This is a genomic window from Pseudomonas nabeulensis (genome assembly GCF_004682045.1).
In the GTDB taxonomy this organism is placed as follows: domain Bacteria; phylum Pseudomonadota; class Gammaproteobacteria; order Pseudomonadales; family Pseudomonadaceae; genus Aquipseudomonas; species Aquipseudomonas nabeulensis.
In genome coordinates, this window is the sequence record NZ_QUZT01000058.1 from 21,112 (window position 1) to 45,202 (window position 24,091).

22 protein-coding genes and 1 pseudogene are annotated in these 24,091 nt (G+C 61.0%); 11 read left to right on the forward strand and 12 right to left on the reverse strand.

All coding sequences use genetic code 11. The annotated features are described in order from the left end of the window. Positions 1–41: 41 nt before the first annotated feature. The 5 genes from DYL61_RS24210 to DYL61_RS24230 all read right to left on the reverse strand — a co-directional run bounded on the left by DYL61_RS24210 (position 42) and on the right by DYL61_RS24230 (position 5,584). Positions 42–2,450, reverse strand: a complete 2,409-nt coding sequence (locus DYL61_RS24210) for a glucose/quinate/shikimate family membrane-bound PQQ-dependent dehydrogenase (protein WP_135310432.1) — start codon at positions 2,448–2,450, stop codon at positions 42–44. Between the two features lie 194 nt (positions 2,451–2,644). Continuing rightward, on the reverse strand, positions 2,645–3,406 hold the full coding sequence (locus tag DYL61_RS24215; RefSeq protein ID WP_135310433.1) for an SIR2 family NAD-dependent protein deacylase: 762 nt from the start codon (positions 3,404–3,406) through the stop codon (positions 2,645–2,647). A 22-nt stretch (positions 3,407–3,428) separates the two neighbouring features. Further along, entirely contained in the window at positions 3,429–3,908 is a 480-nt protein-coding gene (locus DYL61_RS24220) for a DUF4760 domain-containing protein (protein ID WP_135310434.1), read from the reverse strand. After that, positions 3,901–4,329: a DUF1810 domain-containing protein gene (locus DYL61_RS24225; RefSeq protein WP_135310435.1), complete on the reverse strand. Its 429-nt coding sequence runs from the start codon at positions 4,327–4,329 to the stop codon at positions 3,901–3,903. Before DYL61_RS24225 ends, DYL61_RS24220 begins: the two co-directional genes overlap by 8 nt. Positions 4,330–4,540: 211 nt before the next feature. Beyond that, positions 4,541–5,584, reverse strand: a complete 1,044-nt coding sequence (locus DYL61_RS24230) for an LLM class flavin-dependent oxidoreductase (protein ID WP_105699084.1) — start codon at positions 5,582–5,584, stop codon at positions 4,541–4,543. Between the two features lie 188 nt (positions 5,585–5,772). Between DYL61_RS24230 and DYL61_RS31965 the strand changes: the two are divergent. Both DYL61_RS31965 and DYL61_RS31970 read left to right on the forward strand, forming a co-directional pair. After that, positions 5,773–6,801, forward strand: a pseudogene (locus tag DYL61_RS31965) (cache domain-containing protein); the annotation flags it as partial. Positions 6,802–7,002: 201 nt separating this feature from the next. Further along, positions 7,003–7,707 carry a methyl-accepting chemotaxis protein gene (locus DYL61_RS31970; protein WP_420825090.1) on the forward strand — a complete coding sequence of 235 codons (705 nt, stop codon included), beginning with the start codon at positions 7,003–7,005 and terminating at the stop codon, positions 7,705–7,707. A 170-nt stretch (positions 7,708–7,877) separates the two neighbouring features. On the opposite strand, the gene DYL61_RS24240 is transcribed toward DYL61_RS31970, so the two are convergent. After that, entirely contained in the window at positions 7,878–8,363 is a 486-nt protein-coding gene (locus DYL61_RS24240; protein ID WP_135310437.1) for a flavin reductase family protein, read from the reverse strand. Between the two features lie 323 nt (positions 8,364–8,686). Here DYL61_RS24240 and DYL61_RS24245 point away from each other — a divergent pair, with 323 nt between their 5' ends. The 3 genes from DYL61_RS24245 to DYL61_RS24255 all read left to right on the forward strand — a co-directional run bounded on the left by DYL61_RS24245 (position 8,687) and on the right by DYL61_RS24255 (position 11,623). After that, complete coding sequence (locus tag DYL61_RS24245; protein ID WP_135310438.1) at positions 8,687–10,093, forward strand: purine-cytosine permease family protein; 1,407 nt, start codon at positions 8,687–8,689, stop codon at positions 10,091–10,093. A gap of 172 nt (positions 10,094–10,265) precedes the next feature. Then, positions 10,266–11,261, forward strand: coding sequence for a hypothetical protein (locus DYL61_RS24250; protein ID WP_135310439.1), 996 nt, complete (start codon positions 10,266–10,268; stop codon positions 11,259–11,261). 2 nt (positions 11,262–11,263) lie between these two features. Next, complete coding sequence (locus DYL61_RS24255) at positions 11,264–11,623, forward strand: hypothetical protein (RefSeq protein ID WP_135310440.1); 360 nt, start codon at positions 11,264–11,266, stop codon at positions 11,621–11,623. 5 nt (positions 11,624–11,628) lie between these two features. On the opposite strand, the gene DYL61_RS24260 is transcribed toward DYL61_RS24255, so the two are convergent. Beyond that, positions 11,629–12,225, reverse strand: coding sequence for a helix-turn-helix domain-containing protein (locus tag DYL61_RS24260; RefSeq protein ID WP_167497995.1), 597 nt, complete (start codon positions 12,223–12,225; stop codon positions 11,629–11,631). Between the two features lie 266 nt (positions 12,226–12,491). Between DYL61_RS24260 and glnT the strand changes: the two genes are divergently transcribed. The 5 genes from glnT to DYL61_RS24285 all read left to right on the forward strand — a co-directional run bounded on the left by glnT (position 12,492) and on the right by DYL61_RS24285 (position 18,287). Further along, positions 12,492–13,826, forward strand: coding sequence for a type III glutamate--ammonia ligase (glnT, locus tag DYL61_RS24265; protein ID WP_135310441.1), 1,335 nt, complete (start codon positions 12,492–12,494; stop codon positions 13,824–13,826). Positions 13,827–13,848: 22 nt separating this feature from the next. After that, positions 13,849–14,751 (forward strand): class II glutamine amidotransferase, encoded by a 903-nt coding sequence (locus DYL61_RS24270; RefSeq protein WP_105699136.1) that lies wholly within the window; start codon positions 13,849–13,851, stop codon positions 14,749–14,751. 9 nt (positions 14,752–14,760) lie between these two features. Beyond that, a complete protein-coding gene (locus DYL61_RS24275; protein WP_105699137.1) occupies positions 14,761–15,435 on the forward strand; it encodes a GltB/FmdC/FwdC-like GXGXG domain-containing protein in 675 nt (224 codons plus the stop codon). Positions 15,436–15,450: 15 nt separating this feature from the next. After that, positions 15,451–16,773, forward strand: coding sequence for an FMN-binding glutamate synthase family protein (locus DYL61_RS24280; protein ID WP_135310442.1), 1,323 nt, complete (start codon positions 15,451–15,453; stop codon positions 16,771–16,773). Positions 16,774–16,976: 203 nt separating this feature from the next. Further along, positions 16,977–18,287: an ammonium transporter gene (locus tag DYL61_RS24285; RefSeq protein ID WP_135310443.1), complete on the forward strand. Its 1,311-nt coding sequence runs from the start codon at positions 16,977–16,979 to the stop codon at positions 18,285–18,287. Positions 18,288–18,421: 134 nt separating this feature from the next. Here DYL61_RS24285 and DYL61_RS24290 read toward each other — a convergent pair whose 3' ends face one another. The 5 genes from DYL61_RS24290 to ribBA all read right to left on the reverse strand — a co-directional run bounded on the left by DYL61_RS24290 (position 18,422) and on the right by ribBA (position 23,672). Beyond that, positions 18,422–19,576 carry an ABC transporter ATP-binding protein gene (locus DYL61_RS24290; protein ID WP_135310444.1) on the reverse strand — a complete coding sequence of 385 codons (1,155 nt, stop codon included), beginning with the start codon at positions 19,574–19,576 and terminating at the stop codon, positions 18,422–18,424. A gap of 17 nt (positions 19,577–19,593) precedes the next feature. Next, entirely contained in the window at positions 19,594–20,403 is an 810-nt protein-coding gene (locus DYL61_RS24295; protein WP_105699141.1) for an ABC transporter permease, read from the reverse strand. Positions 20,404–20,409: 6 nt separating this feature from the next. Further along, on the reverse strand, positions 20,410–21,315 hold the full coding sequence (locus DYL61_RS24300; RefSeq protein ID WP_135310445.1) for an ABC transporter permease: 906 nt from the start codon (positions 21,313–21,315) through the stop codon (positions 20,410–20,412). Beyond that, a complete protein-coding gene (locus tag DYL61_RS24305; protein WP_135310446.1) occupies positions 21,312–22,337 on the reverse strand; it encodes an ABC transporter substrate-binding protein in 1,026 nt (341 codons plus the stop codon). Before DYL61_RS24305 ends, DYL61_RS24300 begins: the two co-directional genes overlap by 4 nt. Positions 22,338–22,562: 225 nt before the next feature. Continuing rightward, entirely contained in the window at positions 22,563–23,672 is a 1,110-nt protein-coding gene (ribBA, locus tag DYL61_RS24310; protein WP_135310447.1) for a bifunctional 3,4-dihydroxy-2-butanone-4-phosphate synthase/GTP cyclohydrolase II, read from the reverse strand. 70 nt (positions 23,673–23,742) lie between these two features. On the opposite strand from ribBA, the gene DYL61_RS24315 reads away from it, so the two are divergent. Further along, positions 23,743–24,036, forward strand: coding sequence for a DUF1330 domain-containing protein (locus DYL61_RS24315; protein WP_135310448.1), 294 nt, complete (start codon positions 23,743–23,745; stop codon positions 24,034–24,036). Positions 24,037–24,091 lie beyond the last annotated feature (55 nt).

Below are 24,091 nucleotides of genomic sequence, written 5' to 3' on the forward strand. Positions count from 1 at the left end.
GAAAGCGCGGTGCCGGGGGAGCACCGCGCGAACAGGGAGCGTTAAGGCAGGGCGTAGGCGATCACGTAGTCGCCACGGTCAGTGGACTGACGCGCACCGCCCGCGGTGATGACCACGTACTGCTTGCCGGTTTTCGGCGAAACGTAGGTCATCGGACCACCCTGGCTGCCGACCGGCAGGCGGGATTTCCAGATTTCATCGCCGTTGGCGCTGTTGAAGGCGCGCAGGTAGAAGTCCTGGGTGCCGGCGATAAAGATCAGGCCGCCTTGGGTCGACAGGGTGCCGCCCAGAGTTGGCAGGCCGATCTTGATCGGCAAGTGCATGCGGATGCCCAGTGGGCCGGTGTCTTCAACGGTGCCCACCGGTACTTGCCAGGCGACCTTCTGGGTCTTCATGTCGATCGCGGTCAGGGTGCCGAACGGCGGCGCCTGGCATGGAATGCCGGCCACCGACAGGAAGCGGTTTTTGTTCACGGCATACGGCGTGCCCTTGAGCGGCACGGCGCCCATGCCGGTGTTCAGCGCTTCGCCACCGGACGAGGCCTGGGCCTTGTTCTGCGACGGGATCATCTGGATCCACAGGCCCAGGCGCATGTCGTTGACGAAGATAAAGCCGTGCACCGGGTCGGTGGAAATGCTGCCCCAGTTCATGCCGCCGAGCGAGCCCGGGAAGCTCAGGGATTTATCCATGCCAGGCGCGGTGTACAGGCCTTCGTAGCGCATGCCTTTGAAGTCGATGCGGCACAGCAGCTGGTCGTACGGCGTGGCGCCCCACATGTCCGATTCGGTCAGGGTTTGCGCGCCGATCTGCGGCATGCCGACCGATTTCGGTTGGGTGGGCGAGTACGGCTCGTTCGGGATGTTGGCGGCCTTGACCGGTACTTCTTTGACTTCGGTCAGCGGCTTGCCGGTGGCGCGGTCCAGTACGTAGATCTGGCCGGCCTTGGTGCCGATCACTACCGCAGGGACGGCCTTGTCGCTACCCGGTGGGGTGAAGTCGATCAGGCTTGGCTGCATCGGCAGGTCGAAGTCCCACAGGTCGTTGTGGACGGTCTGGTACACCCACTTTTCAGCACCGGTGGAGGCGTCCAGTGCCAGCACGGACGCGCCGTATTTGTGGTTGAGGTTAGTGCGTTCCACACCGTAGATGTCGGTGGACGAGCTGCCCATCGGCAGGAATACGGTATTCATCAGCGGGTCGTAGGACATCGGCGCCCAGCTGTTCGGGGTGCTGCGCACATAGGTGCTGCCCTCGGCTGGCGCTTTTTTGTCTTCCGGGTTGCCCGGGTCGAAGGCCCAGCGCATTTGCCCGGTGATCACGTCGAAACCACGGATCACGCCGCCTGGCATATCGGTTTGCACGTTGTCAGCGACGCGGCCGCCGACGACCACGGTGGTGCCTGCCATCAGCGGGGCGGAGGACAGTTGGTAGTAGCTGTCGGGCACATTGCCCAGGCCGGCTTTCAGGTCGACTTGGCCATGGGTGCCGAAGTCTTCACAGAATTTGCCGGTGTCGGCATCGACTGCGATCAGGCGGGCATCGATGGTGTTGGTCAGCAAGCGGCGTTGGCATTGCGCGCCAGGGACGACGGTGCCGGCAATGATCGGCGAGCTGTTGGGCTGGGTTGGCTGGGCAATCGGCGCGGTGGCGTCGAAGTAGGCCATGCCACGGCAACGCTGCCATACCGCCGACTTGGCGTTGACTTCGTTCTTCCACAGCTCTTTGCCGGTGTCGGCGTCGAGGGCGATCAGGTTGTTGTGCGGTGTACAGATGAAGACTTTATTGCCGATCTGCAACGGAGTGAGCTGGTCTTCCGCGCCGTTGCCGTCGCTGATTGCCACGTCACCGGTGTGGTAGGTCCACGCCACTTTGAGTTTGTCGATATTGTCGCGGTTGATCTGGTCCAGCGCGGCGAAGCGGCTGCCACCTTCGGTGTTGCCGTAGTGGGCCCAGTCTTTCTGTGCATCGGCTGCGGCCACTGGCGTGATGCCTGGGCCGTTGCCGGTTGGCGCAACGCTTGGGTGGGCGACAAACATATTGCCCGCCGCCACTGCCACGCCGACGGCCAATACCGCCGCAACGCCGTAGGCGCCCCGTGCAGGCCGGCCGACCAATTGTGGGTAAACCAGCGCTACCACCATGCCGATGGCGGCAAACATGAACACGCGGGAGAACAGCGGCCAGAACACCAGGCCAACGTCGGCGATGGCCCAGATGGCCGTGCCGACCAGGAACGCGGCGAACAACCAGGCACCGGCCGGCTTGCGGCGGGCGATCAATAGACCGGAAATGGCCATGGCCAGGCCGCCGATCAGGAAGTACCAGGAGCCCCCCAGGGTGACCAGTTTGACGCCGCCAACGGCCAGCGCCACGCCGAGCAGGGCGATGATCACGCCCAGGCCCAGCAGGATGAATCTAGAGACGCCAGCGGCGCGCGATGCTCGTTTCATATCGATAAATGCTCGAAGGTGAGAGGGCAAAGACGCGATTTTAGCAAGATAAGTAACTGGTTAGTACATTAGAGTCCTGCAATAGACTATTACAGGTGCTGCGATGATGGAGTGTGGCTAAATGTCGCCCAGGGTGTGAAGTAGGTAGGCCTATCGCACATCACCGGCAGCGCGCGTCAACGCTGCCTTAAGGTTTAGACGGCGATCAAGGCGTGTGCAAGCCTGGGTAGCCAGGTGGTTGCAGGCCCTACCAAGGTGCTGCCCGCCGCCGTTGAAGACGCTTCGAGATTGATGTGTACGACCCAGGCTCCTTGTTCAAAGGCCCTTGTTGGAAGGAATACCGCTGGCGCTACATTGCCGGAGGTGCCGATGGACAGCATCACGTCGCAGTCAAGTACTGCTGCGCGGGCGCGTTGCAGTTCGTCCTGCGGCATGCCTTCGCCGAACCAGACGACGTTGGGGCGAATCAGGCCTCCGCAGTGTTGGCAATTGGGCGGGTCCAAGGGGCCTGCTTCTGGATTGGCAATCACCGGCAGGGTGTCGAGATAGGGTTTGCTGCAGGTAAAGCAACGAGCAGTGGCCAAGTGCCCGTGAAGGTGGATCGCATCTTTTGAGCCCGCTCGTTCGTGCAGATCGTCTACGTTTTGCGTGATGAGGGTCACGCGAGGCAGGCACTGCATGAGCGCTGCGACGGCCTCATGCGCCGCATTGGGCTGCGCATTTCTGACCTCCATGCGTCGCCATGTATACCAGCCCCAGACCAGTGCAGGGTTGCGCTCAAAAGCTTCGACCTTAGCCAGCTCACCGCTTTTGTAGCGGGACCAGAGCCCGGTTGAAGGGGCGCGAAACGTGGCGATGCCACTTTCAGCGGAAATACCGGCGCCGGTAGAAATAACCACATGTCTGGCTGTCCGCAGCCGTTCGACGGTCTGGTTGAAAATGGCTTCTGACTTCACTGTCTCACCTCAACAAATGCGTTCAGCTTCGAGGGCATTGATCGCGCAGCCAATCGAAGTTGCTCCAGTATTTACGGTCGCCACCGGCCAGGATGCGTTTTTTCTCAATAAAAGGAGAAAGCACTCGGTGGCAATGAATAATGCTGGGCGCCCAGTTTTCGATAATGACGTGTTTGTTCTGGATCAGATCTACGCGCAGAAGTGCTGCCACCACATCGTAATTGGCGCAGGCCAGCGAGGCATGCTGGTTTTGTCGCTCATCCCACGCGTCATGATGCAGTTCGGACAACTTTGCCCGGACCGTTTCCCGTGCTTCGCGCGCCTCGGTGGTCTGCAAGAACTCAACAATCGAAATAATGCTCTGTGCTTCAGAAGCCAGTTGCGTGGCCTTGAGCTGAGAGGTCAGGATCTTGATCTGTCGCACCACCAGGTACACGGAGATGAAGGCAAGTATTGCCACGACGATTTGGACCACAGAGGCCAACTTTTCATAATCACTCATTACCATTTTCTTGCTCGCTCAGTATCTCAAGTGTTTTTGTATCCGCGTCGCACAAGCGCTTCAGCGCCCTTGCATAGATAGAACCGTCATTCGCGACATGTGCAAACAACGTCATGCAGGAGGCGAATTTCAGTGCATCAATCTCCCCGAATAAGTCCAGTAGCGGTGTGGATGAATCCAGTACTGCCTGTGTGACACATTCGAGTCTCGGGCCCAGGTACGGGTGTAGAAGGTAGGCACGTGCCTCTTCGGCACCTTGCAGTCCGTAATAGATTGCGTTCTCGCTGAAACCCAGGCCGCGTAGTTGAGGGAAGATGAACCACATCCAGTGGCCATGTTTTTGGCCGCATTCAAGCTCGGCCAAGGCCTGCTTGTAGGTTGAGCTTTGGGCCTGGGTAAACCGTTCGAGTGATTGAGTCATAGGGCCTTCCGATGGCAAATAAACTTACGCGTACGCCTGCTTGAACGCTTTGAGCGGTCAGAGCGGATCGGCGTTCAAGGAGGGGAACGGCAAATGCCAGTTAGGAAGGCATGAACAGGAGGGTAGTGTAGGGCAAGAGAGGTGGGTGATTCCAGTTTGATATCAACCGCTGTCAGGGCAGCTCGGCGGCAGCTGCCCTTTTTTCACTTAATCAGCGAAACGCCGGCACCACCTGCTCGATAAACAGCGCCAACGACTTCTTCTTCTCGGCATGGGACAGGCTGTTGTCGCACCAGAAGCTGAACTCATCCACTCCCAGTTCCTGGTAGTACTGGATGCGCGGGATGATCTCGGCGGCGGTGCCGATCATTGCGGTCTTGTGCAGGCTGTCCAGTTCGAACTCTGGGCGCCCGGCGAATTTCTCTTCCGGGCTTGGCTCAAGGAAGCCATTGACCGGCACGCTCTTGTTGCCGAACCAGGCATCGAAGGTGCGATAGAACTTCGCGATCGCCTTGGCCCCGACTTTCCAGCCTTCCGGATCATTTTCAGCGTGGACGTGGGTGTGACGCAGCACCATCAGTTGCGGGCGCGGTACGTCGGGGTTGTTGTCCAGCGCAGCCTGGAATTTGTTTTTCAGGTCGAGGACTTCTTCGTCGCCTTTCATCAACGGCGTGACCATCACGTTGCAGCCGTTGGCCACCGCGAAGTTGTGGGAGTCCGGGTCGCGGGCGGCGATCCACATCGGCGGGGTGGGCTGCTGCAGCGGCTTGGGCACGCTGGTGGAGGTGGGGAATTTCCAGATATCGCCGTCGTGGGCGTAGTCGCCTTTCCACAGCGCACGCACCACCGGCACCATCTCGCGCAGGGCCTGGCCGCCGCTGGAGGCGGGCATGCCGCCGGCCATGCGGTCGAACTCAACCTGGTAAGCACCACGGGCCAGGCCGACTTCCATACGACCGTTGCTGATCACATCGAGCAATGCGCATTCGCCCGCCACCCGCAGCGGGTGCCAGAACGGCGCGATGATGGTGCCGGCGCCGAGGCGGATGGTGGTGGTCTTGGCTGCGAGGTAAGCCAGCAGCGGCATCGGGCTTGGCGAGATGGTGTATTCCATGGCGTGGTGTTCGCCAATCCAGACGGTGCTGAAACCACCGGCCTCGGCCATCAGGGTCAGTTCGGTCAGGTCTTCGAACAATTGACGGTGGCTGACGCTCTCATCCCAACGTTCCATGTGTACGAACAGGGAAAACTTCATGACGCTTACCTCGGATCTATTGTGATCGGCCTGTCGACTGCGGGCCCTTAAGTACTCTCGCCAATCTGGAGCGTGCCAGTGATGACAGCTGTTCGGCGGATTGAATGTTGGTATACCATAATACGAAATATCCGCAAAACTTTTCTCTCCAACGGTTGCACACTCACCTCACAAGGAAGGCGAGCTCGATGAACATAAAACAAAAACTGATCCTGGCCTTTGCGGTGATCGCCAGCCTGCCGGTAATAGTGGTAGCGGTGCTGATTATCCTCAATGTGCGCCAGGACGCTCGGGACGGATTTGTCGACAGCAGCGGGCGTGAGATTCGCCAGGTCGACAATGCCATGCAGCTGTTTTTCGAAGGCATCAGCCAGAACGTCGCTTACCTGGCGGCGCACCCGCAATTGCAGGGCATCAATGGCCAGGTGAAGCGCTACCTGGCCAGCGATGCGGCGCAGATCGCGCCCGGCGAGCACGACCAACAACTGTTCAAATTGTTCGAGGGGTTGGCCAAGAGTCATTCGGCCTACACCTACCTCTCTTTAGGCACCGAAGACGGCGGCTATGTGTTCTGGCCCGGCGACCCAGCGCTTGCCAGCTACGACCCACGCACGCGGCCCTGGTACAAGACCGCCATGGCGCAACCGGGCAAGACCCTGCGCACCGAGGCCTATTACTGGGCGGCCGATGATGTGGTGCTGGTGAGTACCGTGCAAAGTTTCAACGACCGCAGCGGCGTGGTGAACATTGACGTGTCCCTCAAGCAACTCACCGACCTGGTCAAGCAGATCAAGTTGGGGGAGAGCGGTTACCTGATGTTGATGGAAGCCAACAACACCGTGTTGGTAGACCCCCATGACCCGTCCCACAACTTCAAGAAGCTCGGTGAATTGGGCGAAGGCTATCGCCAGTTGAGCGAAGCCGGCCAAGGCTTGGTGCAGGTGGAACTGGCAGGCGAGCGCTATATGGCGCTGGTGTGGCCGTCCAAGGCATTGGGCTGGCGCTTTGTCGGGCTGGTGCGCGAGAGCGAAGTGATGGCCGGCGCGGCGCGGCTGACTTGGTTGATCGCGGCGATTGCGTTGGTGTGTGGCCTGGTGTTTGCCGTGGTGGGGGCGTGGTTTGCCGGGTTGATCGTCAAGCCGATTCGCGGCGTGGCCAGCGGGTTGGAAGGCATCGCCCTGGGTGAAGGCGACCTCACGGCACGTCTGGACGTAAGAGGTCGCGATGAGACGGCGCAACTCGCCGGCTGGTTCAACCAGTTCCTGGAGGCGATTCGCACGTTGATCCAGCGTATCGGCCAGGCAGCCGGGCAGATCCACAGTAGCTCCGGCAGTGCCACGGAAGTGTCGGTGGAAATGGCCGAGGTTGCCGAGCGCCAGCGCGAGGCGGTAGACATGGTGTCAACGGCGTTCCATGAGATGGTCGCCACGTCCAACGAGGTGGCGCGCTCGTGCAGCCAGGCCGCGGACTCGGCCGACAACGGCCAACGCCAGGCCCATACCGGGCAGCAGCAGATTGACGCGGCGGTGAGCAGCGTCGGGCGTTTGAGTGAAGAGATCGGCCATTCCGCCCAAGCCATGGAACAGCTGGAGCGCGACAGCAACGATATCCAGTCGATCCTTGGCACCATCCGTTCCATCGCCGAGCAGACCAATTTGCTGGCGCTCAACGCCGCCATCGAAGCGGCGCGTGCGGGTGAACAAGGCCGTGGGTTTGCCGTGGTGGCGGATGAAGTGCGCGCATTGGCCAAGCGCACGGCGGACTCTACCGGCGAGATCGACGGGCTCTTGGGCAACCTGGCGCGCCGCACCCATCAGATGGGCAAGCAGATGCACGCGAGCCTGGAGGTGTCTCAGGAGACCGTGGTGTCGATCAATGACGCGCGGGCCAGCTTCGGTTTGATCCGTGAATCGGTGGACGTGATCCGCGACATGAACACCCAGATTGCCACGGCGGCAGAAGAACAGCACCAGGTGGCCGAGGACATCAACCGGCATATCAGCCAGATTCACGGGGATGCGCAATTGGTGGCAAGCCTGGCCGACTCCACCCGCCAGGACGCGCAGCAGTTGACGGCGTTGTCGCAGACGTTGAATCAGTTGGTCAGCCGGTTCAGGACCTGAGTCGTGCCGCTTTCTATTCTTTGAAATGCAATCAAATGTGGGAGGGGGCTTGCCCCCGATGACGGTGTATCAGCCACAGATATGTTGACTGAACCACTGCCATCGGGGGCAAGTCGAATCGTCGCACCGCCCCCCCACAGTTTGATTTGTAGTGACTTTAAAAATGGCGGTCAGGCCACTAAAGGCAACGCCCCCATCTTCCCATTGCAATACACCATCGGCCCGGCATCCTGCGCAGGCACGATCAGGTTCTTCACCGACCCCACCATGATCGCGTGATCCCCACCTTCATATTCACGCCACAGCTCGCATTCGATCACCGCCGTGGCATTCGCCAGGATCGGGTTGCCCAATTCACTCAGCGTCCATTCGATGCCTTGCGCCTTGTCCTTGCCCTTGCGCGCAAAGGCATAGGCCTCATTCTGCTGCCCGCCGGACAGCACATGGATGGCAAAGCGCTTGTTCTTGATCAGCACCGGGTACGAATCCGAGCTGTAGTTGGGGCAGAACAACACCAGGGCCGGGTCCATGGACAATGAGCTGAACGCGCTGGCGGTCAGCCCGACGATTTGCCCGTCGTCATCCAGGGTGGTGATCACGGTGACTCCGGACGGAAACGAACCCATCACTTGTTTGTAGATGGCGGCATCGATCATGGGGCGGTCCTCTGGCGGTGTTGCGGGTTTTTATGAGTTTGTAGGTCTGATGGTATACCGTAATACAATCCTTGCAACAGCTTTTTCAACCACCCGATGAACGTGCGCCTTTGGTCTTATAACCAATAAATACGGGGGTTAAGGGCAGAGTCGAGCGGCAGCCCTGTGGCACAATTGCGGATCAGATGGGCGTTTAGACTACGGATCAGTCTTGTGAAAATGTTGGAATACCATAATATGGTGTTCATCTGAGGGGTCGCCGAAGAGCTCCCCCGGTTTGGCGTCAAACAACTATAAGATCAGACCAACGCGAGTTCATTTCCATGCCCCAGATGTCACGGCAAGACCCTTTGATCGAGAATCACACGGTCGATTACGTTCCCCTCGCAGAGCGCCATGGAAAGGCCCGCGACTTGTTCACCTTATGGTTCAGCACCAACATCGCGCCGCTGCCCATCGTCACCGGTGCCATGGTGGCCCAGGTGTTTCATCTCAACCTGATGTGGGGGCTGCTGGCGATTGCCCTCGGGCATATGCTCGGCGGTATCGTGATTGCCCTCGCGTCGGCCCAGGGCCCGCGCATGGGTATTCCGCAGATGGTGCAGAGCCGTGGTCAGTTCGGGCGCTATGGCGCGCTGCTGATCGTGTTTTTCGCGGCACTCATCTACATCGGCTTTTTCATTTCCAATATCGTGCTGGCGGGCAAGTCCATCGTCGGCATCGTCCCGGAAGTGCCGGTGCCGGCCAGCATCCTGATCGGCGCCCTCAGCGCCACGGCCATTGGCGTGATCGGCTACCGCTTTATCCATACCTTGAACCGCATCGGCACCTGGGTGATGGGCAGCGCATTGCTCGCGGGCTTCATTTACATCTTCGCCCATGACCTGCCAGCGGACTTTCTCAGCCGTGGCGGCTTCAACCTGGCCGGCTGGTTGGCTACCGTGTCCCTCGGGGTGATCTGGCAGATCAGCTTTTCGCCGTACACCAGCGACTACTCGCGCTACCTGCCGGCGGATATCGGCATCACCCGGCCGTTTATCGCCACCTACCTGGGCGCCACCCTCGGCACCATCCTGTCGTTCGCCTTTGGCCTGGTGGCGGCACTGGCCACGCCCGAAGGCACCGAAGCCATGGTCGCGGTCAAGCAAGCCACCGGCTGGCTGGGGCCGATCCTGATGGTGTTGTTCCTGCTCAATATCATCAGCCACAACGCCCTGAATCTGTACGGCGCGGTGCTGTCGATCATCACCTCGATCCAGACGTTTGCCAGCCACTGGACCCCCAGCATCAAGGTGCGCGTGGTGCTCTCCAGCGTGATCCTCGCCGCGTGCTGCATGGTGGCGTTGGGGGCGTCGGCGGATTTCATCTCGCAATTTATCGGCCTGATCCTCGCCCTGCTGCTGGTGCTGGTGCCGTGGGCGTCGATCAACCTGATCGACTTCTACATCATCAAGCGCGGCCACTACGACATCGCCTCGATCTTCCAGGCCGATGGCGGGATCTACGGGCGCTTCAACCTGCACGCCATCGTCGCGTACTTCATCGGCATCATCGTGCAACTGCCGTTCGCCAATACGTCGCTGTACGTGGGGCCGTGGGCCAACCTGGTGGACGGCGCCGACCTGTCGTGGCTGGTGGGGTTGGTGGTGACCTGCCCGTTGTACTACTGCCTGGCGACACGTCAGAAAACCCAGCGGAGCAGGGCGGTGAAGCTCGGTTATACCGACTGATCAGCGCGTTGACCCCAATGCCCGGCCTTTGCCGGGCATTTTTCTGTAGTCAGTTTTTCCTCTCCAGGTAGGCAACTTCCCTTTTTTCGTTTGGCCTTCCCGGCGTGCGCCCGGGCCCTGTTTGCTTGCTTATATTCCGACGCCATCGCTCATTCGACTCGGGATGCAGGGCATGGCACAGAGCTTTATCAACCGTCAGACAATCGACTACGACAGCCTGAAATCGCTCCTGATGGGGCGAGGGTTGAGCCGCCCGCGCTCCGATCATTTTGATGTGCTCAACCGCCACCTGCGGCCCGGGTTGGTGACGCCGGGGCAACTGGTGATTATTCCCGATGCCTACAGCGTGGAATGCTCCAGGGAAGAAGCCTGGTTGATGCGCCATGCCGAGCAAGTGCGGCGTGAGCTGGAACGAAACGCCTCGACCGGAACAGCGGTACTCAATGACTACGACCTGCTGCAAAGCCTGCTGACGTATGGCTCCCTCGGCGTCGGCAGTGCGACATCCGCCTGGGCGCGGCATCTGGATGACGTGGTGCAGACCCTGGATGAAATCGAGCGGCTGCATCAACGAATGAAAACGGGTGAGCTGGGGCGCGACGCATTCATTCGCCAACGGCAGGTTTTGTTTCAGCTGTTGGACACCCAACTACGGGGTGCAGCGCGCTTTGGCACGGGGCTGCGGGGTAACCAGTCGTTGAAGAAGGTGCTGGGCATTTCGACCAACAGCTATTTGCACAAAGGCGAAATTGCCGGGTATGCCGAACGGATCGGGGCGGTTGCGAAGGTCTCGAAGTGGTTGGGCAAGGGCACGTACGTGGGATTGGCGATGGACGTGGGGGCGGCGGGGTTGGAGATCAAGGAGGCGTGTGTGACGGGGCGGGAGGCGCAGTGTCGGAGTGCGAAGTATGTGGAGACGGGGCGGTTGGTGGGGAGTGTGGCGGGGGCGACTGTCGGTGGGAAACTTGGCGCTGATTTAACCCGTACTCTTTGTAAAGTTGTATTAGGTATTGCGACTAAAGGCACCGGTGCGCTCCGCTGCGGGATAATCGGCGGCGCTGCGGGAGGCTATGCAGGAGGCTCTTTTCTTGGGGATGGCGGCGCTTTTTTGGGGGGAGAGGTCGTAGAGGTTGATGGCGTTTTTTTATTTCAACCAGAGGGAGCTTAACGATGTCGTTTGTTCTGATTTACACGATTGTGTTGTTTGCCAGCACGTTCGTTATCTTGGGATTGATGCTATTTGCCGAGTACAAAAAGCTCGACGAGCTGGAAAGCTACTTCAGTGAAAATGAAACGGTTCGTCGACATAAGCGTTTCTGGGGAAGAAACCGGCGAATCGACAGGTTCCATCGCATGGGACTGATGATCGACTTCATGCGTCTCTCAAAGCGCCACCTGAAAGCAGGCGTCGTGACCGAGGCGGAACTGGCATCAGTGCCTTTGTCGCTTAAACGATGGGCGCTATGGCCTTACCGGCTTGGCTACATTTGGGTGGTCATGGCATTCATCAAATATTTCTGGATCAGGTAACTCAATCACTCCTTATCCCCATAATTCATAATCGACAACAACCGAATCGGCACCCGCACCAACTGCTCCGGCCCATGAGGCACCTCACCTTCAAACGTGAGGCTGTCCCCAGCCTCCATCCGATACAGTTGATTGCCATGCCGATAAATCAGCTCCCCCTCCAGTAAATGCAAAAACTCCGTGCCTGGGTGGGAGAACGTCGGAAATTCCTCGCTCGCATCATCCATGCTCACCATGTACGCCTCGAAACTCTTCTTCGGCCCGCGCGTATGGTTCAGCAGATGATAGGTATGCCCCTTCTCGGTCCCGCGCCGCACCACCTCCATGCCCTGGTCAGCCTTGACCAATAACGCACTGCCATCCTGCTGATCGTACTCACTGAACAGCTTTGAGAGCGGCAAGCCCAGCACATCACACAGACGGCTCAAGGTGTCGAGGCTGGTGGAGACCTGGGCGTTTTCGATCTTGCTCAGCATGCCTTGGCTGATGTCGGCGATTTTCGCCACGTCAGACAACTTCAACGCCTGGGCCTGGCGCTGGCGTTTGATCTGCAAGCCCAGGTATTGCTCGAGCTTGAGGCGTGGGGCGGTTTCGGTGGGCATCGTCATCACGTCCTGCACGGTTTCCGTTCAGCAATATTAGTTTCGCACTGGGAAAGTGCAATCCACGGCTCTTGGCGGCCAACCCTCGGGGCGCATATTCCCGAGGGGAAAAGAATATTCCCATATATATCGCACAATTGCGCTCACTGCGGCATTCGCTGGCGAATCTGGCAAGGCTATTGCATTCCTGTGATGAAACTAACTTTCTTTTTAGGAATAAAAAGACGGTGTGGCCCATCCAGCTTTTTTGCCAGGAGTGACGAGCAATGTTGCCAGCAGAAACCCAGCGCATCATCGACAAGCACGGGATCAAATACGTGCTTGCTCAGTTTGTAGATATACACGGCGCCGCCAAGACCAAGTCGGTGCCCATCTGCGGGCTGAAGACGGTGGCGGAAGAGGGCGCGGGGTTTGCCGGGTTTGCCATCAGCGGCATGGGCATGGAGCCCCACGGGCCGGACTTTATGGCGCGGGGCGACTTATCCACGCTGACCCCGGTGCCCTGGCAGCCGGGTTACGGGCGGGTGGTGTGCGTCGGGCATGTGGACGGCAAGCCTCACCCCTACGACAGCCGCTACGTCCTGCAACAACAGGTGCAGCGCCTGCAAGACAAGGGCTGGACGCTGAATACGGGCCTGGAGCCGGAATTCAACCTGATGCGCCGCGACGAGCACGGCAAGCTGCAACTGGTGGACGCCAGCGATAACCTCGACAAGCCCTGCTACGACTACAAGGGCTTGTCCCGCTCGCGGGTGTTCCTGGAGCGCCTGACCGAAGCCCTGCAAGCGGTGGATTTCGAGGTCTATCAAATCGACCACGAAGACGCCAACGGCCAGTTCGAGATCAACTACACCTACAGCGACGCGCTGACCTCGGCCGACCGTTTCACCTTCTTCCGCATGGCCGCTGGCGAGATCGCCAATGACCTGGGCATGATCTGCTCGTTCATGCCCAAGCCGGACCCGAAGCGCGCTGGCAATGGCATGCACTTTCACCTATCCATCAGCAGTGCCGACAACAAAAACCTGTTCCATGACGCCAGCGACCCCAGCGGCATGGGCCTGTCCAAACTCGCCTATCACTTCGCCGCCGGTTTGCTGGCCCACGGCCCGGCGCTGTGTGCGTTTGCCGCGCCGACAGTCAACTCCTACAAGCGCCTGGTCGTTGGCAATTCGTTGTCCGGCGCAACCTGGGCGCCGGCGTTTATTGCCTTCGGTGCCAACAACCGTTCGGCCATGGTCCGCGTGCCCTACGGGCGCCTGGAATTCCGCCTGCCGGATGCCGGCTGCAACCCCTACCTGGTCAGCGCCGCGATCATCGCCGCCGGGCTGGACGGCATCGACCGCCAGTTGGAAATCGACCAGGTCTGCAACGAAAACCTCTACAGCCTGAGCCTCGAACAGATCGCCGCGCGAGGCATCAAGACGCTGCCCCAATCCCTCAAGGAGGCCTGCGACGCGCTGGAGGCCGACCCGCTGTTTGCCGAAGTGCTGGGCCCGCAGATCGTGGGGGAGTTTATCCGCCTCAAGCGCATGGAATGGGTGGAATACAGCCGCCATGTGAGCGACTGGGAAATCCAGCGCTACACCGAATTTTTCTGACACCGTGTGACGGAGACTTGTTATGTGTGGAATCGTAGGCCTGTACCTGAAAAACCCCAAGCTGGAACCCCAGCTCGGCCAGCTGTTTGAACCGATGCTGCAAGCCATGACCGACCGTGGTCCGGACAGCGCCGGGTTTGCCATCTACGGCGATGAAGTCGCCGACGGCTGGGTCAAGCTGACCCTGCAAGCCACCACTGACACCTTTGACTGGCAGGCCCTGATGGGCGAGCTGGAAGGGCGCCTGGGCTGTTCGCTGGACTGGTTCCAGAACGCCAGCGCCGCCGTGTTGAAGGTGCACACCGACGAGGCGGCTGCGCGCCAGGCCTTGGCGGAACTGGCGCCGGGCGTGCGCATCATGAGCGCCGGGCAAAGCATCGAGATCCTCAAGGGCATGGGCCTGCCTGAGGAAATCTCCCAGCGCTTCGGCCTGGCAAAGATGCAAGGCAGCCACATTATCGGCCACACCCGCATGGCCACCGAAAGCGCGGTGACCATGGAAGGCAGCCACCCGTTTTCCACCGGCGCCGACCTGTGCCTGGTGCACAACGGCTCGCTGTCCAACCACTTCCGTTTGCGCCAGGTACTCAAGCGCGAGGGCATTCAGTTTGAAACCGACAACGACACCGAAGTCGCCGCCGGTTACCTGACCTGGCGCCTGCAACAGGGCGATTCCCTCAAGGACGCGCTGGACCATGCCCTGGAAGACCTCGACGGTTTCTTCACCTTCGCCATCGGCACGCGCAACGGTTTTGCGGTGATCCGCGACCCTATCGCGTGCAAACCGGCGATCCTCGCCGAGACCGACGACTACGTGGCCATGGCCTCCGAATACCAGGCGCTGTCGAGCCTGCCGGGCATCGAAAATGCCCGTATCTGGGAGCCGGCACCGGCCAAGTTATACCTCTGGGAACGCCAGGCTTAAGGAGCGCACATGAAAACCATCGATCTTTCCACCGCCAGCGTGCGTGACCTCAACCAAGCGCTGCACGGCCAGTCCATTGACAGCGAGTGGCGCGTCACCCATGCCAACGGCAAGCACAACCTGGCCGTTGGCGTAAACCAACCGGTGTCCATCGATATCGAGGGGCACGCCGGCTACTACTGCGCGGGCATGAACCAACAGGCGTCGATCACCGTACACGGCAACGTCGGCGTGGGCTGCGCCGAGAACATGATGTCCGGCTCGGTGCGCGTCAAAGGCAGCGCGTCCCAGGCGGCCGGGGCCACGGCCCATGGCGGCTTGCTGGTGATTGAGGGCGACGCGGGCGCGCGCTGCGGCATCTCCATGAAGGGCATCGACATTGTGGTGGGCGGCAGCATCGGTCATATGAGCTGCTTCATGGGCCAGGCCGGGCGTTTGGTGGTGTGCGGCGATGCCGGCGATGCGCTGGGGGATTCTCTGTATGAAACCCACATCTACGTCAAAGGCACGGTGGAGTCCCTGGGTTCGGACTGCATCGAAAAAGAGATGCGCAGCGAGCACCTGCAAGAACTGCAAGCCCTGCTGGACCTGGCCGGTTTCGCCCATCAGGCGGCGGACTTCAAACGCTACGGTTCGGCCCGCCAGCTGTACAACTTCAAAGTCGATAACGCGTCCGCGTACTGATCCAGGAGCTTCAACATGAGCGAACAACACACTCCGGTATTGCGCGAGTCGGCCACCTTCGACCGCCTGACCATCCAGGAAATCCAGCGTGCCGCCGAAACCGGCATCTACGACATTCGCGGCGGTGGCACCAAGCGCAAGCTGCCGCATTTCGATGACTTGCTGCTGCTTGGCGCCAGCGTGTCGCGCTATCCGTTGGAAGGCTATCGGGAGAAGTGCGGCACCGATGTGATCCTCGGCAACCGCTTTGCCAAGAAACCGATCCACTTGAAGATCCCGGTGACCATCGCCGGCATGAGCTTCGGCGCGCTGTCGGCCAATGCCAAGGAAGCCCTGGGCCGTGGCGCGACCATCGCCGGCACCAGCACCACCACCGGCGACGGCGGCATGACCCCGGAAGAGCGCGGCCAGTCGCAACACCTGGTGTACCAATACCTGCCGTCCCGCTACGGCATGAACCCCGATGACCTGCGCAAGGCCGACGCCATCGAGATCGTCCTCGGCCAAGGCGCCAAGCCCGGCGGTGGTGGCATGTTGCTGGGCATGAAAGTCACCGAACGCGTGGCTGGCATGCGCACCTTGCCCATCGGCGTGGACCAGCGCAGTGCCTGCCGCCACCCGGACTGGACCGGCCCGGATGACCTGGCGATCAAGATTGCCGAACTGCGCGAGATCACCGATTGGGAAAAACCGATCTACGTGAAAATCGGTGCCAGCCGCCCGTATTACGACGTGAAGCTGGCGGTGAAGGCGGGGGCCGATGTGATCGTGCTCGACGGTATGCAAGGCGGTACGGCGGCGACCCAGGAAGTGTTTATCGAACATGTCGGCATCCCGATTCTGTCGGCAATTCCGCAGGCGGTGCAGGCGTTGCTGGAGATGGGCATGCACCGCAAGGTGCAGTTGATTGTGTCCGGTGGCATCCGCAACGGCGCGGATGTGGCCAAGGCCATGGCGATGGGCGCGGATGCGGTGGCCATCGGCACGGCGGCGTTGATTGCGCTGGGCGACAACCATCCGCGTCTGGACGAAGAATTGAAAAAAATTGGCTCCGCCGCCGGCTTCTACGACGACTGGCAAAACGGCCGCGACCCGGCCGGCATCACCACTCAAGACCCAGAGCTGTCCAAGCGCCTCGACCCGGTGGAAGGCGGACGCCGCCTGGCCAACTACCTGCGGGTGATGGTGCTGGAAGCGCAGACCATGGCGCGGGCGTGCGGCAAGTCGCACCTGCATAACCTGGATCCTGAGGACCTGGTGGCGTTGACGGTGGAGTCAGCGGCGATGGCGCGCGTGCCGTTGGCGGGTACTGGCTGGATCCCCGGCTCAGGCTACTGACCTTGTAGTGAGCGGGCTTGCCCCGCGCCGGGTGGCGAAGCCGCCCCAAATCCACTCACCCGGATTTTCCTGAAATACCGCGGTGCCTGGGTTTAGGGCGGCTTCGCCACCCAGCGCGGGGCAAGCCCGCTCACTACAAAACCATTCACCACAACAGCCCCGTATCCCCCAACCAAACACTTCCCATTGCAGGAGCTTTGAACATGATCAATCGTCTTCTTGCTGTCGGGGTGGCCGGAGCATTCATGCCCCTGGCCCACGCCGCCGAAACCCCCACCCTCAACACCGGCAGCACCGCCTGGATGGTCACCGCCACCGTGCTGGTGCTGTTCATGTGCCTGCCGGGCCTGGCGCTGTTCTATGGCGGGCTGGTCCGCGCGAAAAACATGCTGTCGTTGTTCACCCAGTGCTTTGGCATCGCCGGTCTGGTGGGCGTGCTGTGGGTGATCTACGGCTACAGCATGGTGGTCGACAGCACGGGCATGGTGGAGGGGCAGGTGACCTTCAACAGTTTTGTCGGCGGCTTGAGCCGTGCGTTCCTCGCGGGCATGACCCCGGACAGCCTGGTGGGAGATATTCCCGAGGGCGTGTTCGTGACCTTCCAGATGACTTTCGCCATCATCACCCCGGCGCTTATCGCCGGGGCCTTTGCCGAGCGCATGAAGTTTTCGGCAGCGCTGCTGTTCATGGCGGTCTGGTTCACCCTGGTCTACGCGCCAGTGGCGCATATGGTCTGGGGCGGTTCGGGCGCGCTGATGCACAACTGGGGCGTGCTGGACTTTGCCGGCGGCACTGCCGTGCATATCAACGCCGGTGTGGCGGCGCTGGCGGCGTGCCTGATCCTGGGCAAGCGCAAGGGCTACCAGAACACGCCGATGCCCGCGCATAACCTGAGCCTGACCATGGTCGGCGCGGCGATGCTGTGGGTCGGGTGGTTCGGTTTCAATATCGGCTCCGGCGGTGGTTTGAATGGCACTTCGGGGATCGTGATGCTCAACACCCAGTTGGGTGCCTGTGCGGGGATTCTCGGCTGGATGTTCACCGAGTGGTTCAAGGTCGGCAAACCGAGCGCCCTGGGTTTGGCCAGCGGCGCGTTGGCCGGTCTGGTAGGGATTACCCCGGCGTGCGCCTATGTCGGCGTGGGTGGTGCGCTGGCTATCGGCCTGTTGTGCGGGGTGTTCTGCTACCTGAGCGTGACCGTATTGAAACGTCGCCTGGGCTACGACGACAGCCTCGACGTGTTTGGCCTGCATGGCATTGGCGGCATGATTGGCGCAGTGCTGACCGGCGTGTTCTGCGTGCCGTCCATGGGTGGGTTGGTGGAGGGCGTGACCATGGGTGCCCAGGTGGTTGCGCAGATCAAGGGGGTGCTGTTGACCACGGTGTATTGCTTTGTGGTCAGTTGGATCATCCTCAAGGTCGTTAACGCCGTGGTCGGCTTGCGTGCGCACGAGTCTGTGGAAGAAATGGGATTGGATTTGGCCGAGCATAACGAGCGGGCCTACAACCACTGATCCTGCAAAGCGCTGTTCAAAATGTGGGAGGGGGCTTGCCCCCGATAGCGGTGGATCAGTCAGCTAATTTATAGCTGACCCACTGCAATCGGGGGCAAGCCCCCTCCCACATTTGCTCTCTGCATGGCTTCAGATCAGTGGGCGCCTGCGGCCTTGTTCAGATCACTTTCCGCCCACTCGGTGTAGACACACGCATCCGCCGTCGCCCAGCGCACGCGCACCGGGTCACCGGCCTTGAGCGGCATCCCCGCAGCAGACAGCGCCTTGACCGTCATCGACGTCCCGCCGAGGGTTTTCACCGTGCAGGTCTGGCTCTCGCCCAGGAACAGCACCTCGCCGACGATCGCCGACACCTCATTCCAACCCGCCGCCAACGGCTGCTCGGTGGCTTGTTCGACGCTCAGCGCCAAGGCTTTTTCCGGCCGTACCATCAGCAACACATCCTGCTCGGTGCGCAGCCCCGTCGTAAGCCGAATCGACAGCGACTGGCCTTCGAATGAAGCGGCAGCATTGCCTTGCGCCTTGAGCTTGAGGAAATTGGAGTTACCGAGAAACGACGCCACAAACGCATTCGGCGGGTTCTGGTACAGGTCAAACCCGCTGCCCAGTCCCACAATCTTGCCGTGGCTGAAAATCGCGATGCGCTGGGACAAACGCATGGCTTCTTCCTGGTCGTGGGTCACATAGACAATGGTGATGCCCAGGCGGCGATGCAGTTGGCGCAGTTCGTCTTGCAGGTCTTCACGCAGTTTCTTGTCGAGGGCGCCGAGGGGTTCGTCCATCAGCAAAATGCGTGGTTCGTACACCAGCGCCCGGGCGATGGCCACCCGTTGCTGCTGGCCGCCGGAGAGTTGGGAAGGGCGGCGATGGGCAAACGGTTCCAACTGCACCAGCTTGAGCATGGCGTCGACGCGTTTGTCCCGTTCGGCGCTGGGCAGTTTTCGAATGGCGAGAGGAAAGGCGATGTTGTCGCGCACCGACAAATGCGGGAACAGCGAATAACGCTGGAACACCATGCCGATATCGCGCTTGTGCGGCGGCACGTTGACCAGGGACTGGCCGCTCACCAGGATCTCGCCGCTGCTGGGCGTTTCGAACCCGGCAAGCATCGACAGCGTGGTGCTCTTGCCCGAGCCGCTGGAGCCGAGGAAGGTGAGGAATTCGCCGTCCTGGATATCCAGCGAGATATTGTCCACGGCGGCAAAATCGCCGTAATGCTTGTTCAGGTTGCGCAGGCTCACCAAAGGTTGGCCGGCGCTCTGTGGGACATCGTTGATCACTGCACTCATGTCTTGATCCTCGGCGCTCAGGCGCGGGTTTCAGTGCGTCGACGGGCGACGGCGGCAATCACCATGACCAGTACCGACAGGCCGATCAGCAGCGTCGAGGCGACGGCGATCACAGGCGTCAGGTCCTGGCGCAGGGTGGTCCACATTTTGACGGGAAGGGTTTGCAGGGTCGGGCTGGCCATCATCACGCTGAGCACCACTTCGTCCCACGAGACGAGGAAGGCGAACAGCGCACCGGCGACCATCCCCGGGCGAATCGCCGGGAACGTCACCTTGAACACCGCCTGCAAGCGCGACGCGCCGCAGATCACCGCCGCGTCTTCAATCGACTGGTCGAACAGCTTCAGCGAATTGATGATCGAGATGATGGTGAACGGCAGGGCGACGATCACATGGCTGACCACAAACGCGAACATCGTGCCGGTGTAGCCGAGCTTGAGAAACAGCGCGTACACCGCCACGGCGATGATCACCAACGGCACGATCATCGGCAGGGTGAACAACCCATACAGCAGCTCGCGCCCAGGAAAGCGCCCGCGCACCAGGGCAAACGCCGTCGGCAGGCCCAGCGCCACGGCGAACACGGTGGTCAGCACGGCCACCTTGAGGCTGGCCATCGCCGCGTTCATCCAGTCGGCATTGGAGAAGAACTGGCCGTACCATTTCAGCGTCCAGCCCGGTGGCGGAAACACCAGCCACTGGGACGAACCGAACGACAGCAGCACGATAAACACGATCGGCAACAACAGGAACAGACCGATGAGACCGGTGGTGGTGTAGAGGCCCCAGCGCATCCTGCGGCTCATGGCATTGGGTGTCAGGAGCATGACGGCTTACCTCGCGTGGCTGGCGCCAACCGGGGATTCCGGCTGGAGCTTCAGGTAGAAGTAGAACAGCACCAGCGTGATAACGATCAGCAACGCCGCGCCGGCACTGGCCAGGCCCCAATTAAGGAACGATTGCACCTGCTGGATGATGAACTCGGGCAGCATCATGTTCTGCGCCCCGCCCAGCAGCGCCGGCGTGACGTAGTAACCGAGGGACATCACAAACACCATCAGGCCACCGGAAAACAGCCCCGGCCGACACAGCGGCAAAAACACCCGGAAGAAGTTGGTCCAGGGACTCGCACCGCAAATGGAGCCGGCTTGCAGGATCATCGGGTCGATGGCCTGCATGGTCGCCTGCAACGGCAGCACGATAAACGGGATCATGATGTAGCTCATGCCGATCACCACGCCGGTCAGGTTGTGCACCATCTCCAGCGGCTGATCGATGATGCCCATGGCCATCAGCGCCTTGTTGATCACCCCCGAGGCTTGCAGCAATACCAGCCAGGAATAGGTGCGGGCCAGCAGGCTGGTCCACATCGACAACAGCACGATATTCAGGATCCAGCGGCCCCAGCCCCGTGGCACCAGGGTAATCGCCCAGGCCAGCGGAAAGCCCAGCAACAGGCTGAACAGGGTCACCAGGCCGGCCACCGAAAAGGTATTGAGCAACACCCGTGCATAGGCCGAGTTGGCGAACAGTTGCTCGTAGTTACCCAGGCCCGGTGTCGGCTCCAGCACGCCGCGCAGTAACAGGCCGATCAACGGCGCGAGGAAGAACAGGCCCAGGAACAGCAGGGCCGGGATCAGGTTGCTCGAACCTTTCCAGCGCTGCATCAGTGCTTTACCCGGAACCGCGCCGGCAGCGCCCAGGGCGCTCCCGGTCGGTGTGGTTGCCGTCATTTTCATTTGACTAGCCATTCATTCCACCGTGTCGCAATGGCCGGACCGTTCTTGGCCCAGTAGGCGAAGTCCAGGGTGATCTGGTCCTTGGCATACGCCGTCGGCAGGTTCGGTGCGAGGACGGAGTCCAGGCGCTGCACGCTGTCGATGTTCACCGGTGCATAAGCGGTCAGGTTGGAAAAGTCCGCCTGGCCCTTGGCGCTGCTGGCGTTGGCCAAAAACTTCATCGCCGCGGCTTTGTTCTTGCTGCCTTTAGGCACGACGAGGATGTCGGCCATGACCAGGTTCTGTTTCCAGCTCACACCCACCGGTGCGCCGTCTTCTTGAAGGGCGTGGATGCGACCGTTCCAGAACTGGCCCATGCTGACTTCGCCGGAGGCCAGCAGTTGCTGCGACTGCGCGCCGCCGCCCCACCAGACGATGTCTTTTTTAATGGTGTCGAGTTTCTTGAAGGCGCGGTCCAGGTCCAGGGGGTAGAGCTTGTCGGCGGGAACGCCGTCGGCCAGCAGCGCCAGTTCCAGCACGCCGGGGCTTGGCCATTTGTAGAGGGCGCGTTTGCCGGGGTAGGTCTTGGTGTCGAACAGCGCGGTCCAGTCTTGGGGTTTGCCGGCGCCGAGCTTGCCTTCGTTGTAGCCGAGCACGAAGGAGAAGAAGAACGAGCCCACACCGTGGTCGGAGACGAAACGGGGGTCGATCTTGTCGCGCTGGATCACCGAGAAGTCGAGGGGTTCAAGCAAGCCTTCGGCGGCGGCGCGCAGGGCGAAGTCTGCCTCTACGTCCACTACATCCCACTGCACATTGCCGCTTTCGACCATGGCCTTGAGCTTGCCATAGTCGGTGGGGCCGTCCTGCACGACGGTGATCCCGCTGGCCTTGCTGAACGGGTCAGCCCACGCCTGCTTCTGCGCATCCTGGGTGCTGCCGCCCCAACTGACGAAATTGACGCTTTCGGCCGCCGTGGCCGCGTGGCTGGCCGTGGCCAGTAAACCCGCGAAAAGCACCGCGGTTGCACGTTTGTTCAACACCATGTTCACGCCCTCATTTGTTTTGTTATTGAGCGGGCTGGGTAATGCCCGCCTATCGGGAGCAGTAGGTAAAACGGGGCCTTTCATCAGGGCCCAAAAGCGACCGTGCCAAGAGCTGTTATCGGTGCTTTCCCTGGCGGGTGCACTTGGCGGAAACCTTCGGTCTATGGAATATCATATTATGGTATTCCAAACTTTGTGCAAGCACTTTGCCTTACCGGTTATCCGTCATTCGGTAAAGGCAATGCTCTCCACAACTTCAAGGTCGTAGCCGGTCAGCCCGGCGTATTTCAAGGGCGGGCCGAGGTGGCGCAGCTTGCCGACGCCCAGGTCCTGCAAGATCTGCGCCCCGGTGCCCACCTCGGAATAGATGCGCGATTGCGAGCGGCTGAACTGGCGCGGCGCCTGGGTCAACTGCGGTACGCGCTCCAGCAGCGCCTGGGAGGATTCGTGGTTGGCGAGCACCACCACCACGCCGCTGCCTTCCGCCGCCACCCGTTGCAACGCTGCCCACAGCGTCCAGTTCGACGGGCCGCTGTATTCGGCGCCCACCAGGTCGCGCAGCGGGTCGATCACATGCACGCGCACCAATGCCGGCTCATCGCGGCGCAACTGGCCCATCACCATGGCCATGTGCACGCCGCCGTCGATGCGGTCTTCAAAGGTGATCAGGCGGAACGTGCCGTGCACCGTCGGCAGGTCGCGCTCGCCAATGCGCACCACGGTGCGTTCGGTGCTGAGGCGGTAGTGGATCAGGTCGGCGATGGTGCCGATCTTGATGCCGTGCTTGCGTGCGAACACTTCCAGGTCGGGGCGGCGGGCCATGGTGCCGTCATCGTTCATCACTTCCACGATCACCGACGCCGGCGTGTGCCCGGCCAGGCGCGCCAGGTCGCAGCCGGCTTCGGTGTGCCCGGCGCGGGTGAGTACGCCACCGTCCTTGGCACGCAAGGGGAAGATGTGGCCAGGCTGCACAATGTCCGCAGGGCCGGCGTCGGGATCAACCGCTGCGGCGACTGTACGCGCCCGGTCTGCGGCGGAAATGCCGGTGGTCACGCCGGTGGCGGCTTCGATGGATACGGTAAAGGCGGTGCTGAACACGCTGCCATTACTCGGCACCATTTGCTCCAGGCCCAGGCGCTGGCAGTGTTCATCGGTGAGGGTCAGGCAGATCAGCCCACGGGCTTCGCGCGCCATAAAGCTGATAGCCTCGGCGGTGCAGCACGCAGCGGGCAGCAACAGGTCGCCTTCGTTTTCGCGGTCTTCATCGTCCACCAGCAGCACCATCTTGCCCTGGCGGTAGTCTTCGATGATTTCTGCGATGCTGTTGAAGCTCATAGTGGGGTGCTCGATTTGTTGGTTGTATGTATTATGGTATACCACAAAATTTGAAGAAGAGGATGTCCCGATGAAGGCTTACTGGATTGCCCATGTGGATGTGACGGATGCCGAGCAGTACACGCAGTACACCAGCCGCGCACCGGCGGCGTTTGCCAAATATGGCGCGCGGTTTTTGGCCAGGGGCGGGCGTAGCGAAGCGCTGGAAGGCGGGCCGGCACGCCAGCGCAATGTGGTGATCGAGTTTGATAGCTATGAGCAGGCGGTGGCGTGTTATGAGTCGGCTGAGTATCAGGACGCCAAGGCCCATCGTGAAGGGGTAGGGCAGGCACAGATCATTATTGTGGAAGGATTGGCGCCGTAGATTTCCCAGGCCGATCGCAGGTCGAAATGTGGGAGGGGGCTTGCCCTAATGCCAG

Excerpts from the sequence above, each read along its gene's own strand:
- DYL61_RS24210 (WP_135310432.1), bottom strand. The coding sequence starts at position 2,450 with ATGAAACGAGCATCGCGCGCCGCTGGCGTCTCTAGATTCATCCTGCTG.
- DYL61_RS24220 (WP_135310434.1), bottom strand. The coding sequence starts at position 3,908 with ATGAGTGATTATGAAAAGTTGGCCTCTGTGGTCCAAATCGTCGTGGCA.
- DYL61_RS24225 (WP_135310435.1), bottom strand. The coding sequence starts at position 4,329 with ATGACTCAATCACTCGAACGGTTTACCCAGGCCCAAAGCTCAACCTAC.
- DYL61_RS24230 (WP_105699084.1), bottom strand. The coding sequence starts at position 5,584 with ATGAAGTTTTCCCTGTTCGTACACATGGAACGTTGGGATGAGAGCGTC.
- DYL61_RS31970 (WP_420825090.1), top strand. The coding sequence starts at position 7,003 with ATGGTCGCCACGTCCAACGAGGTGGCGCGCTCGTGCAGCCAGGCCGCG.
- DYL61_RS24240 (WP_135310437.1), bottom strand. The coding sequence starts at position 8,363 with ATGATCGATGCCGCCATCTACAAACAAGTGATGGGTTCGTTTCCGTCC.
- DYL61_RS24245 (WP_135310438.1), top strand. The coding sequence starts at position 8,687 with ATGCCCCAGATGTCACGGCAAGACCCTTTGATCGAGAATCACACGGTC.
- DYL61_RS24250 (WP_135310439.1), top strand. The coding sequence starts at position 10,266 with ATGGCACAGAGCTTTATCAACCGTCAGACAATCGACTACGACAGCCTG.
- DYL61_RS24255 (WP_135310440.1), top strand. The coding sequence starts at position 11,264 with ATGTCGTTTGTTCTGATTTACACGATTGTGTTGTTTGCCAGCACGTTC.
- DYL61_RS24260 (WP_167497995.1), bottom strand. The coding sequence starts at position 12,225 with ATGCCCACCGAAACCGCCCCACGCCTCAAGCTCGAGCAATACCTGGGC.
- glnT (WP_135310441.1), top strand. The coding sequence starts at position 12,492 with ATGTTGCCAGCAGAAACCCAGCGCATCATCGACAAGCACGGGATCAAA.
- DYL61_RS24270 (WP_105699136.1), top strand. The coding sequence starts at position 13,849 with ATGTGTGGAATCGTAGGCCTGTACCTGAAAAACCCCAAGCTGGAACCC.
- DYL61_RS24275 (WP_105699137.1), top strand. The coding sequence starts at position 14,761 with ATGAAAACCATCGATCTTTCCACCGCCAGCGTGCGTGACCTCAACCAA.
- DYL61_RS24280 (WP_135310442.1), top strand. The coding sequence starts at position 15,451 with ATGAGCGAACAACACACTCCGGTATTGCGCGAGTCGGCCACCTTCGAC.
- DYL61_RS24285 (WP_135310443.1), top strand. The coding sequence starts at position 16,977 with ATGATCAATCGTCTTCTTGCTGTCGGGGTGGCCGGAGCATTCATGCCC.
- DYL61_RS24290 (WP_135310444.1), bottom strand. The coding sequence starts at position 19,576 with ATGAGTGCAGTGATCAACGATGTCCCACAGAGCGCCGGCCAACCTTTG.
- DYL61_RS24295 (WP_105699141.1), bottom strand. The coding sequence starts at position 20,403 with ATGCTCCTGACACCCAATGCCATGAGCCGCAGGATGCGCTGGGGCCTC.
- DYL61_RS24300 (WP_135310445.1), bottom strand. The coding sequence starts at position 21,315 with ATGAAAATGACGGCAACCACACCGACCGGGAGCGCCCTGGGCGCTGCC.
- DYL61_RS24305 (WP_135310446.1), bottom strand. The coding sequence starts at position 22,337 with ATGGTGTTGAACAAACGTGCAACCGCGGTGCTTTTCGCGGGTTTACTG.
- ribBA (WP_135310447.1), bottom strand. The coding sequence starts at position 23,672 with ATGAGCTTCAACAGCATCGCAGAAATCATCGAAGACTACCGCCAGGGC.
- DYL61_RS24315 (WP_135310448.1), top strand. The coding sequence starts at position 23,743 with ATGAAGGCTTACTGGATTGCCCATGTGGATGTGACGGATGCCGAGCAG.